Below are 12,104 nucleotides of genomic sequence, written 5' to 3'. Positions count from 1 at the left end.
GAGAAAAACGGCGGAGGAAGAAAGGACGGCTCAGGGTTCGTTCTTGAGCGGACCGAAGGCGGACGGCGGACGACGATGCTGCGTGGCGGCGGTATAGGCCGACGCGATCCGCAGCAGCAGCGGCTCGTCGAACGGACGGCCGACGATGTCCATGCCGACCGGCAGCTGCGCGGCGACCGGACCGGCCAGGCGGATGTGGTCATCGCCCGGCAGCGGCGCACCGCCACCGCCGCCGCTCGACGGCGGGTACTCGACCTTCGGCGCCGACGGATCGCGGATCAGGTCGTAAACCTCGGTGGTGAAGCCGGCCGGCACCGTGATGACCGGAAAACCCTGCGCACCGAGGAAGCTCCAGACGCCGTCCAGACCGCGACGGCCGTTGACCGCAGGGCCGGCCGGCGCGCCGAGCTTGGCCGGCGGCACGCCGGCGGTCGGATAGACCAGCGCATCGAGCTTCTGCTCGGCCATGCATTGCAGGATCACCTGCTGCACGGCGAAGCGCGTCAGCAGGCGCTTGGACATGTCGTACTCCTGCGCCTTCTCGGTGCTCTCGCGGCTGAGCTTCGGGCTGCGGAAATGCGGATCGTCGAAGAAGCGCGCCTTGCTGATCAGGTCGGCGTTGCTGCGGATCGCGGCGTCGCCGCGCTCGCGCAGGTAGAGGTTCAGCATGTAGCGCGCCTGCCCCGGCGCATCGCCCTGGCCGAAGTCGCGCAGCGTGAACGCCTCCGGCACCCGCTCCGGCGCGAACTTGAGATCGAGCAGGCGCGTCAGGTGGTCGCCGTCCGGCTTGCCGTCCGCGGCGACCGGAAACAGCGCCGGGAATTTCTCGGTGAAGACCTTGTTGGCGTCCTGCGGGCCGTAGCGATGGATGCAGGCGGTGAACAGATCGCCCTCGCCCGGATCGACGATCGTCGCGCCGAGCTTGCGCAGATCCTCGACGCCGCGGCTGACGAGATCGATGGTCTGCTCGTCGGCCTTGGTGAACAGCGGCTTGTGCATGTATTCGCGCACGACGCCGATGCGGACGCCGTCGAGGCGCTTCGCGGTCGCGTAGCTGGCGTACGGCTGCGCCGGCATGCGACCCATCGCGAACGCCGTCAGCTCGTCCTTCGGATCGTAGCCGGCGATCACGTCGAGAATCTTCGCGGCATCCTCGACCGTACGGCAGATCGGTCCGACGCGGGTGTTGATGCCGATCTGGACCATGCCGTCGCGGCTGACCAGTTCCTCGGTCGCGGCGATACCGACGGTGCTGGCGGCGCTGGCCGGACCGCGGATCGACGAGCCGGATTCCTCGGCGATCGCGCACATCACCAGATTGGCGCCGACCGCGGAGCCGGAACCGGCGCTCGAGCCGCGCGGACTGCGCTCGGTGTCGTACGGATTGCAGAACGTGCCGCCGAACGAGCTGCGCGTGACGGCCGAGGCGTACTCGCCGAGATTGGCCTTGGCGATGATGATCGCCCCCGCGTCGCGCAGGCGCTGTACGAAGCTCGCGTCATCCGGCGGACGGTCGTTGGCGTAGAACGCGTCGGCGCCCGAGGTCGTGCGCATGTCGAAGGTGTCGTACTGATCCTTGATCGCCATGACGACGCCGTGCAGCGGACCGACCAGTTTGCCGGTCTTGCGGAAACTCGCGTCCTGCTGCGCCGCGACCTCCAGCGCATCCGGCATCTGCGGATCGCTGTCCCCGGGGTCGGTGAGGCTGCGCGCCTTGCGCGCGTCGAAGCCCCATTGCTTGCGCGCCGCCGGCCGCAGGTTCAGCGTCGACAGCGCGTTGATCTGGCCCGCGTTCGGGATCGTCTCGATCGGCCCGAGGAGGCCCTGCGGCTCCTTCACGCAACTGCCGTTGTAGGCCTTGATGCGCTGCAGATAAAGCCGCACCAGCTGCGTCGAACTCAGGCGCCCGGCGAGGATCTGGGCCTGCACGTCGGCGATCGTCGCCTCCTGCAGATGGAAGCCCGACGTGGCGGGCGCAGCGACGGCTTCGGACACGCCGAAGGCCAGGATGCCGGCGGCAGCCGCGGCGCGCAGGCCGGCGGTGAAAGCTCTCATTGCGATTCCCCCTGCAGGATCCCGGGCGTCGCGGCGCTGCTTCAGCCGGCCGCGCACGCACCTGAAACGGACGACCGCGCCCACACGGCATCTGCCGGCATCGTGTGGGCGCGGAACGCGGTCATGTGACGAACTCAGAAGTCGAGCTTGACCGTGGCTTCCCAGCGGGCGCCGGGCATCACCGAGATCAGCCCCGGCGTCGTCGCGCTGTTGCGCGCGCGGAAGTAGCGCTCGTCGGTGACGTTGTAGCCGTTGACCTTGAAGTGCCAGTCGGCACGGTCGTAGGTGAACGCCAGGTTCATCACGGTCGCGGACGGCAGCTTGATCGTCTCCAGGCGATCCGCGTACACCTCCGACCAGTACGTGCCGCCGAGCAGGAAGCCGATGCCGCTGTCGAAGGTATAACCGGCGTTGACGCCGTACTGGTGCTCCGGGATGCCGTTCGGCTTCATGTACTGGCTGAGGATCGCCGTCGGCACCGTGACCTGCGTGCGGCCGCCGTAGGTGAAGGCCTCGGCCGGATAGACCACCGCGCCGGTGCTCGGATCGACGACATCCTGGAAGCCCAGGTAACGGCCGTCGAGCTGGTACGTGGTCGCCGAGTTGAACAGGTAGCGCTGCTGCTGGTAGACCGCGTAGGCCGAGATGAAGGCCTTGCGCGTCGGGTTCCACTTGACCTCGCCTTCCCAGCCCTTGGTCTCGGTGCTCGAAACTTCGGCGCTCAGGGTCGGATCGGTGGCGCTGGAAACGTCGGTACGCGTCTGCTTGTAGTGAGCGACGGTGATGCCGAGCTTGCCGCCGAAGAAGTCGGCCTTGAGGCCTTGTTCGCGCAGTTCCGCTTCGCCGATATGGCCGCCCGGCGACTTCAGCGTGCTGACCTGGATGATGTTGTTCGACGCATCCAGCGTCACGCTCGATTTGGCGAAGGTGATGTACGGACGCAGACCCCAGGGCAGCTGCTGCGAGAGGCTCGCGCTCCAGGACGTGCCGTCGTCCCAGCGCTGGGCATGCGCCGGCGCCAAGGTGGCATCCTTGGTCTGCAGATTGCCTTCGTCGTCGTAGTACGCGTAGCTGCCGTTCTCGTTGAAGCGGCTGTAGTCGTTGCCCTTGGCCTGCGAGCCGTCGACGCGCCAGCCGAGCAGCAGGTTCGTACCCTTGAAGATCAGGTTCGAGTCATCCTGGAACAGGTCGATGTCGAACATGAAGCCGACGCCCATTTCGCTGAACTTGCTGTCGCGGTTGGTCGTCACCGGCGCACCGGTCGCCGAGCTCTGGTCGTCGAGCTGGTTCCAGAACAGCGTGTTCGGCGTGTAGGTGCCGTCCTTGTACATCACGTCCTGGCGCCAGTCGTAGTCGCCGCCGGAGCTGCGGATCTCGCCGCGCGTCTCGCGGTAGTTGATCGACGCGAGGCTGTTGACGCGCAACCAGTTCGGCAGCTTGTCGTCCGGAATGCGGTAGGTCGCGGTGATCTTCTCTTCCCAGAGATGGATGTCCTGCTTCTCGCCGTACGGCAGCTGCGAGTTCTTGAACGAGTTCAGGTAGTCCTTGAAGAACTGCGCCTTGACCGTGAAGTCCGGATCGCGGTCGTAGACGAGATCGAAATACAGCATGCCGAGCTTGGCGTCCTGCACGCGCTCGTAGGAGCCGTTGCGGCGATAGTCGAGATCCTTGTAGCCGGACGTCCCCGGATCGAGCACCATGCCGACCGGCAGCTGGCCGGAGACCGGCAGCGGACCGCCGACGCCTTGCGCGAGCATCAGCTGCGAGATCGGATCGTCCGCGCTGTTCGCCGACAGATAGTCGTACATCGTCTGCGGAATACCGGCGACGGTCGGGAAGTGACCGACCGCGCACGGCGCGCCGTCGCAAGTCGGCCACTCGTAGTTCTGGTATAGCGGACGGTTGCCGCTGCTCACCGCCGGCGTGTCGGCGACGCCGTCGCCATCCGTATCCTTCCACGTGATCGGCGATCCCAGATGCGTTTCGCGGAAGCCGATCGCGCCGTCCTGGTTCAAATCGAGCTGCGCCAGCGGCATGCCGCCGACGTACTGGCCGCGATCGACGAGCGCCTGCGTCGCGCGGTTCATGTAGGCGCCCGAGGTGATCGAGTTCTGCCACTGGCCGCCGGTCTCCAGACGGAAAGGCCCCAGCGCATCGTCGACGCTCATCGAGCCCTGCAGGATCTTCTGCTTCACGCCGACCTGCTTGACGTAGGAGTTGGAGTTCTCCATCAGGCCGTAGACGTAGTAACCGCCCTTGCGGTCGAAGATATCGAAGCCGCCGCCGACGCCGGCCGACATCTCGGCGCGATCGTAATCGCCGCCGATCGCCTGCATGAAGCCGCTCGGCTTGTCGAGATAGCCGCCGTTGACGGCACGTCCCGACTTCGGCGTCATGTTGGTGTAACCGCCGATCTTGCCCATGCCGTAGATCGGCGACGGCGGGCCCTTGATGACCTCGAGCGAATCCATCGCCGCCAGGTTCGTGCGCGCGTGCCCCTGCATGTTGATGCGCTTCATGCCGCGGAAATACATGTCGGCCGGCACGCCGCGCACATTGATGCCACCCTGCAGGCCGTAGCGTGTCGTCGTGAAGGTGCCCGGCACCGCACGCGTGAGATCGTCGACCGAGGAGATACCGAGCAGGCTGATCTGCTCCGAGTCGACGAACGACACCGTGCGCGGCGTTTCCAGCAGAGATTTGTCGAAGCCGAGGGAAGAACCGCTGGAGATGTCGAGCGGCGCGAGCTTCTCGCCTTTGACGATCACTTCCGAGATCTCGCCGCTGTCCGCAACCGTCGCGGCAGCAGGCGGCGGCGCGGATGCGCCCTGGGCAAGCGCGAGGGCCGGCGCCAGTGCAGCGTAGGACGAGAACAAACCGAACGTTGCGACGTGCAGCAGACGCTCGGAGCCGCGAGGCTTGGATCGACGACGCATATCATCTCCCTAAATCTGAGCGGCCGTCGGTACTCAGTTTTGAAACGGCCTTCGCTCAGAGAGACGATGAAAACTTCGTCTTCCCCTACCCAACTTTCCTCGCGCCCCTAAAAATCGAGCTGCATCGAGATACTGAAGTTTCGCCGCGGCATCGCCGTCAGCGGATAGTCGGTATAGGAATCCGTGTTGCGCGCGCGGAAATAGCGCTCGTCGGTAAGGTTGAAGATGTCGAAACGCAAGAGCGCAGGGCCGCGCTCGTAGCGCAGGCCGGCGTTGATGACGAGCGCCGACGGCAGCCGGATCAGCTTCAGACGCCCGGCGTAGAAATCCGATAGATACTGCAAGCCGCCGGAAACGCCGAGCCCGCTGCTGAAGAGATGACTCGCGTTCAGGCCGATCTGGAAATCCGGAGTCCCCTGTCTGTAGCGATAACCGCGCATGCCGTCGGGCAGCACGATCATCGACTGGCCTCCGTACAGGAAAGCCTCCGCCGGATAGATGATCGTGCCGTCGGTGCCGACAACGTCCTGGAAGCCGAGCGCGCGCGCGTCGATCATCATCGCCCCGCCGCGATTCGGATTGAACGTGACGGTCTGGCGCGTCGCATAGAACGACAGCATCGAGCGATCGGTCTGCCACTTGATCTCGCTTTCCCAGCCGCGCGCGACCGTCGACGCCACGTCGGCCGACAGCGAAGGGTCGCTCGGCCGCGCGACGTCGCTGCGGCGCTGGTCATAGGCCGCGGCGGAGAAAAGCAGATGTCCGCCGAAAGCACCGGACTTGATGCCGATCTCGCGGAGCTGGGAGCTGCCAATGTGTCCGCGACCAATGACGCTGTTGCTGATGCGATTGGCGTTGTTGTCGAGAAGGACACTCGCGTCGGCAAACGACAGATACGGGCGAATCCCGAATCCGAGATCCTGCGAAATGCTCGCCGACCACGACAGGCCGCTGTCCCAACCCCTGCCCGAGATGCGCGTCGTCGGCGCGCCCGGCGCCGCCGAAGTCCCGGTGTTGACGTTGTACGCTTCTCCGGTTTCGGTGTTACGCGCCGTGGAGCCGTCCCAGCGCGCGCCGAGCAGCACGTCCGTGCCGCCGGCGAACTGCAGGTCGAACAGCAGCCCGGCGCCGAGCTGCGAGTACTTCGTGCGGCCGGTCGAGGTATACGGATAGCCGCCGGCATCGATGTCACTGTTCTCCACGCAGTTCACGAACGTCGTGTTCGGCGTCATGCCGCCGGTCGCCGCGCGCCAGGTCGGCGCCATCGCGTCGGTCCGGGAGTTGCTGAAATCGCCTGCGCAGATGTGGCTGAGCGAATCGGTGTAGCGGAAGTTGAGTGCCCCGAGCGTTTCCAGTTCGACCCACGACGGCATGCGCTGCGGCTTCAGCATCAACGTGAACTTCTCCTCCGCCACCCAGGGCTGCTGGATATCGCCGAACGGCTGGTTCGAGCTCTTGTACTGATCCATGCCGTCGAAGAACAGCTGATTCTTGAAGCGCAGAGATGGATCGTCGTCGTAGATCAGGTCGACGTAGACGGTCGCGAAGCGCGCCAGCAGATCGCGCTCGTAGGCGGCGGCGCGGCGCAGATTGAGCTGGTCGTAGGCGATCGTGGTCGGATCGAGTACGAGACCGGCCGGCACATAGCCGGACGACGGCCGCGGCCCGCCGGCACCGGCCGCCCGCAGCCAGCCGCCGGGATCCTTGTCGGGATGCAGCTGCAGATAGTCGTACATCGACTGCGGAATGCCGGCGGTCGTCGGAAACGCGCGGCCGAGCGGCAGGCGCCGGCCATCGGCGTCGAGCGGCCAGGCCCAGTACTGCCGCAGTGGTTGGTTGCCGGCGGCAAGCGTGCCGCGGGCCGGAGAGGCCTGATGGATTTCGCGGTAGCTGATCGCGCCGCTGCCATCCAGATCGAGGTCGATCAGCGGCGTGCCGCGCACATAGCGGCCGTGGTCGACCAGGGGTTGCGTCACGCGATTGATCATCGCCCCTGAAGTGCGCGAGCGCTGCACGGTGACGCCCGCCTCCAGGCGCAGCGGCCCGGCGAAGCGGTCGATCGAGAAAGCGGCCTGCAACAGCAGCGACTCCAGCGGCACGTCCTCGGCGTAGCTGCCCGAGTCCTCGAAGAAGCCATAGAGGTAGTAGCCGGCGGGACGCCCCGCGACGGCGGCGGGCCCGCCATATCCCAGGGTCGCCTGCCTCTGCTCATAGCTGCCGTAGCGCGCCTGCGTCACGAGCTGCGGATGATCGAGATAGCGGCCCTGCTCCGCGCGCGCCGAGCGCGGCACCATGTTCGTATAGCCGCCGATGCGGCTCATGCCGTAGATCGGCGACGGTGGCCCACGGACGACCTCGATCTTGTCCATCGCCGACAGCACCGACGGCGCATGTCCCTGCAGGTTCAGGCGCTTCATGCCGCGGAAGAAAGTGTCGGCCGGCGAATTGCGGATGTCGATGCCGCCCTGGATGCCGAAGCGGGTCGTCGTATACGTGCCGGGCACCAGCCTGGCCATGTCCTCGACCGACGCGACGCGGAACAGATCGATGGTCTTGCCGTCGATGACCGAGATCGAGCGCGGCGTTTCGGACAGCGTCTTGCCGAATCCGAATGCCGAATCGCTGACAACGTCGGACCGCGCCCGGGCCTCGGCCCGCTCCGCCCGGCTCAGGACGATGATGGTTTCCATGCCGCTGCCGCGGCGCTCGGCGTCCGTGGCCGGCGGCTCGGGCTGCGCCGCGCGCAGCCGCACGACGACCGTGTGGCTGCCAAGCGTCCGCCATTCGATCGGCGCGGCTCCAAGCAGGCGTCGCAGAGCCTGTTCGGGCGACATGGAGCCAACGACTTCCGGCGCGACCAGCGGCTCGAGCTGGGCGTCTTCGTAGACAACCTGAAGACCGCTCTGTTCTGCAAAGACATTGAGCGCGTCGACCAGCTTCTGCGCCCGGATATCAAACGCGACCAGCGCTCCGCTTTCGCGAGCGGGCGCGGCTGCAGCGACCAGCACACAGGCTAGCGCCAGCGCGACGCCTGCCTCGCGTGCGAACCGCACGCCACGCCGGTACGCCGGAGATGCTGCTCGTCCGCACTGCCGGCAAGCGCGCCGGAAGTGGCGGAGGGAAAGGCGGAACGCAGGTGCCGCATCGGTCGCGGACGGCAGCGGGTCCCGGCGGCCTGGTCCAGACCCGGACCCGCACGCGCCCGCCGCGTGTATCGATGAACTGGCGGGAAAACTAGCGGCGACGTTCGATGAGGATGAACTCGTTGCCATGGTCGACCGCATCAACGGGCAGCACAGCCGCCAGCGCCGGTGCGACGATGTCGCTGTTGCCGGTCACGAAACTGCCGCTGACGGGGACGCTGTCGAGCGACGAGTTGCCGACCCTGATCTTCTTCGGCGAATAGCGGTTGAGTTCCGCAAGAACCTCGCGCAAGGGCGCGTTGCGGAAGATCAGACGGCCGCGCGACCAGTTCGTCACCTGTCCGGCATCGACATTCAGGCGTGTCCACGAAACCGGTGCGGCTCCGGACGGAATCCTGATCTGCTCGCCGGGCGCCAGACGCTCGCCCTGACCCGTCGCCTGCTCCTCTTCGGCCACCAGAACCGAACCTTGCTCCAGCGTCACCACGATTTCGCTGGAAGTGCGGCTGACCTCGAAGATCGTGCCGAGCGCCGTCACTCTCGCGCCGCCGGAATGCACGACGAACGGGTGCGCAGCGTCGTGATACACGTCGAACACGGCGCGCCCCTTCAGCATGTCGATTCGCCGCTCCCCTCCCGATAGCCGGGCGGTCAAGATGCTGTCGGCGTCCAGTCTGACCAGAGAGCCGTCCGCCAGATTGATGTCACGGCGTTCATACGGTGGCGCCTCGTAGCGCACGAGATCGACGTCCTGCGGCCTCTCCTGGCGGAGAAGAACAGCCAAGCCGACCACCGCAACCACGCTCGCCGCCATGGCCAGGAACATGCGCCGGCGGTGGCGCACGCGCGGCTCGCGTCCGGCATCCCGGTAGGCTTGCTCGGCCAGCGCCTGGAGGCGCGCGTCGGCGCCGCCCAGCTCGTCGAGCGCAGCCGCCACGCCGCGTACGCGCGCGTACGCGCGCGCGTGCGCCTCGCTCGCCCCGAGCCAGCGTTCGAAGTCGTTTTTTTCCTGCGCACAGCAGTCGCCTGCCGACATGCGCGCATGCCAGCCGGCGGCCTCGTCTAGAGCCCGATCCATCGTTCCGTTCTTTTCGTCATCTACCATGAGACTATGACGGAGTGCTCCCGTCTCCCCCTACCTTCTTCGCACAAAATGCCAGCGCGCGGCTGATGTGCTTCTCCACCATCTTCACCGAAATGCCGCAATGCCGGGCGATTTCGGGATAGGTCATGTGTTTGACGCGACTCAGCAGAAAGACCTGCTGACACTTCGGCGGCAGTTCGACGATCGCCTCGTAGAGCAAGGCCAGATCCTGCCGCGCCACGAGTTCGCGCTCCGGCGAAGGGCGGTCCGATACCAGCTCCACGTCGTCGAGCGTGCACTGCGCAGAAACGTGCCGGGCATGCTCGGCGCGCTCCAGGTCATTGGCAACATTCGTCGCGATCCGGAACAGCATCGACGACGGCGAGCGGATGTCGCGCGCGCCCTCGTAGCGCATCATCCGCATATAGGCCTCCTGCGCCACATCCTGGGCATCATCGGGACAGCGCAAGCGACGGCGCAGAAACTGGATCAAGGCGCCGTGATAGCGCTCGATCGCTGTCCGGACCGACAAGGGCTCGGCATCCACCCCCGTGGATTGCCGATCTTCATCGACCTCGAGCATCCCCTTGGACATCACGTCCATGACCACTCCCACAGCAAAACCACCCGGAAGATGTACCGCTGCGTTGCAGACCGAAGACTAAGAGCAAGTTCCGTGCCCGTTTCGATATCGGGAATTTTCACGTCAATCCGCAGAAATCGCCCTGAAATCGCTCTTCTCAATGCAAAAGATGCGCTGCTCTCGTGCAGCGCATCCCGATGGAGCACCCGTAACGAACAGGCTGATGGATCGGAGTCGCATGCTGGGGTTCTGTGCGCGCAAACGACACAGGCGAAAGCGCGGCATGCACCGTGCAGCACCTTTCAGAACAGGCATGATCGCGCCGCGCTACGTCCGCATCGAACGGTGACGGCGGCGGCGCGCCGGGAGAATCGCCGTCCGGTATTTTTCTTTTATCCGGACTTTTTCAAAAAGTCTTCAATGCTGACTTTCCGTTTTCACTTTATCCCGGCAGCCGAATGCGGTCTCGGCGATGCCGCGACGAGGGGCGGCCCGCGGCATGAGCGGCGATTCAGGTCGGGATGCGAACGAGCATCCACAGCCGGGCAAGATCGGCGCTGCCATCGTCGCCCGAAACCGATTTGAAAAGCTCGCCCGCTTCGGCAGGTTTGCCGGCCAGCATCAAGGCATACCCCAGATGCAGCCTCGCATCATCGGCCCGCTTCAAGCCGCCCTTGTCGATGCCCCGGCGCATCAGCGAGATGCCTTTGTCGTACTGCTGATAGCCGACGTAGTTCAGCCCGGTCGCGACCAGTGCATCGCCCGTAGCCAGCGCGGCCGCCGCCTTTTCACCTTCCGCGAGCTGCTTCTGGTCTTCCTTGATCTTGCGGGCAACCGTGTCGCGTAGCTGCCGATGCCGGTCGGCGTCCTCCCCCTGGCCCAACAGGCCCCGCTCGTATCCGAGTTTGACGTACTGATCGGCCTCGCCGGGGAAACCGGCTTTCAGTGCGTACTGCGCGGCCTCCATGAAGTCATCGGCCTTGTCGAGTGCGCCGGTCGCCTTCATCAGCCGGTAGACGTCCAGCATCAGCTGCTCCGAAAAGCCCGGCTTTCCCGCCGTACGCAGGATCAGATCCTTCCAGTACGTTTCCTTCGGGTAGTACTGCGCAAGCTTCTGCAGCGCCGGCAGATAACCGGCGCTGTCACCCAGCTTGTTCGCGCAGCTGAGCAGCAGTTGCAGCTGCACCTCGGTCGGCGTCTGCCCTGCTTTTTCCAGCTCGGCGATCAGCGCCACGAGTTCCTTTTGGGCCCCGGCGAAGTCATTCGACAAATAGAGCGCTTGCGGCAGCAGGGCCAGCGTTTGCGCGCTCGTCCCGCCGAGACGCCGGTATTCGCCGATGTACTCGCTCGCCTTTTCGTACTTCTTTTCGGCGTACGCAATCTTGGCCGCGGCATCGTAGGCCTGCAGCTTTTCGGCATCCGTCATCTGCGACGACGCCAGCGCGCTTTCGTAAGCCGCGAGCGCCGTTTCGAGATCGCCGGCGCCGGTTGCGGAAACCGCCTGCAGTCTGGAAATGATGTAGCGCTCGTACGGCGTCAGTTTCGCGATCTTCCCGGCTTCGTCGATCTTGGCCAGCGCCGTCGCATAGTCCTTGGCCTGCAGAGCCGTCTGCGCTTCCTGCAGGGGCTTGCTGACTTCAGGGCGCAGACTCGGCTTGTCTGCCGCGTGACCGAGCGCCGCCATCATGCCGATGGCGAGCGCCAGAGAAGCGCTCAGAGAGAATCTGCAATGGCGTGTACCGCTCATGATCAATCCCTTCTCGAACCCGACGAAAAGCGCCCGGCCGTACGGCGGACTCGCGCTCGACGTGAACCTTGTTGACGGTGCGACGTGGCGCCGCTTGCCGGCGTCTTCACATCAGCAGTTCGTTGCCGACCAGGCCGATGTTGGTGACGCCCAGACGCTGGGCGTCGGCCAGCACCGCGGCCACGTACTGGTACTCGGACAGCCGGTTCGGGCGAATGTGGAACTCGGGCTGCAGATCCTGCTGCGTGGCCTGTACGAAGCGTGACTTCAGCAGCTCGCGGCTGATCGCTTCGCCGTTCCAGATGTACGTGCCGTCGAAGTCGATTTCCAGTTCCACCACCGGCGGCGGCTGCACGTTCTCCATCGGCGGCGTCGCCTGCGGCATGTCCAGCTTCACCGCGTGCGTCTGCACCGGGATGGTGATGATCAGCATCACCAGCAGCACCAGCATCACGTCGATCAGCGGTGTGGTGTTGACGTCCACCACCACTTCCGGATCGCCGGAGCCGCTGCCGCTTCCTACGTTCATGGCCATCTGTGTTCTCTCGTCTGTGCG

General features: G+C 65.6%; 7 protein-coding genes. All 7 read right to left on the bottom strand.

The features are described from left to right. Positions 1–30: 30 nt before the first annotated feature. A complete protein-coding gene (locus K343_RS0117135; protein ID WP_051278654.1) occupies positions 31–2,055 on the bottom strand; it encodes an amidase family protein in 2,025 nt (674 codons plus the stop codon). Positions 2,056–2,189: 134 nt separating this feature from the next. Continuing rightward, the gene (locus tag K343_RS0117130; RefSeq protein WP_084615962.1) at positions 2,190–4,991 is read right to left on the bottom strand and encodes a TonB-dependent receptor; all 2,802 of its coding nucleotides are present in this window, start codon (positions 4,989–4,991) and stop codon (positions 2,190–2,192) included. Positions 4,992–5,098: 107 nt separating this feature from the next. Beyond that, a complete protein-coding gene (locus tag K343_RS0117125; RefSeq protein WP_161628918.1) occupies positions 5,099–8,044 on the bottom strand; it encodes a TonB-dependent siderophore receptor in 2,946 nt (981 codons plus the stop codon). 181 nt (positions 8,045–8,225) lie between these two features. Further along, positions 8,226–9,212 (bottom strand): FecR family protein, encoded by a 987-nt coding sequence (locus tag K343_RS0117120; protein WP_161628917.1) that lies wholly within the window; start codon positions 9,210–9,212, stop codon positions 8,226–8,228. Between the two features lie 31 nt (positions 9,213–9,243). Continuing rightward, entirely contained in the window at positions 9,244–9,822 is a 579-nt protein-coding gene (locus K343_RS0117115) for an RNA polymerase sigma factor (protein WP_051278652.1), read from the bottom strand. Between the two features lie 490 nt (positions 9,823–10,312). Next, positions 10,313–11,548, bottom strand: a complete 1,236-nt coding sequence (locus K343_RS0117110) for a tetratricopeptide repeat protein (RefSeq protein WP_245585228.1) — start codon at positions 11,546–11,548, stop codon at positions 10,313–10,315. Positions 11,549–11,654: 106 nt separating this feature from the next. After that, on the bottom strand, positions 11,655–12,083 hold the full coding sequence (locus K343_RS0117105) for an ExbD/TolR family protein (RefSeq protein WP_028009103.1): 429 nt from the start codon (positions 12,081–12,083) through the stop codon (positions 11,655–11,657). Positions 12,084–12,104: the final 21 nt, after the last annotated feature.

Origin of the sequence: Solimonas flava DSM 18980 (assembly GCF_000426685.1) — a bacterium.
GTDB classification, from domain to species: domain Bacteria; phylum Pseudomonadota; class Gammaproteobacteria; order Nevskiales; family Nevskiaceae; genus Solimonas; species Solimonas flava.
Note: the sequence above shows the minus strand (reverse complement) of the source record. Positions and strands in the feature narration are given on the sequence as shown.

Coding starts and splice junctions, on each gene's coding strand:
- K343_RS0117135 (WP_051278654.1), bottom strand. CDS start 2,055: ATGAGAGCTTTCACCGCCGGCCTGCGCGCCGCGGCTGCCGCCGGCATC.
- K343_RS0117110 (WP_245585228.1), bottom strand. CDS start 11,548: ATGAGCGGTACACGCCATTGCAGATTCTCTCTGAGCGCTTCTCTGGCG.
- K343_RS0117105 (WP_028009103.1), bottom strand. CDS start 12,083: ATGGCCATGAACGTAGGAAGCGGCAGCGGCTCCGGCGATCCGGAAGTG.
- K343_RS0117130 (WP_084615962.1), bottom strand. CDS start 4,991: ATGCGTCGTCGATCCAAGCCTCGCGGCTCCGAGCGTCTGCTGCACGTC.
- K343_RS0117120 (WP_161628917.1), bottom strand. CDS start 9,212: ATGGATCGGGCTCTAGACGAGGCCGCCGGCTGGCATGCGCGCATGTCG.
- K343_RS0117115 (WP_051278652.1), bottom strand. CDS start 9,822: ATGGACGTGATGTCCAAGGGGATGCTCGAGGTCGATGAAGATCGGCAA.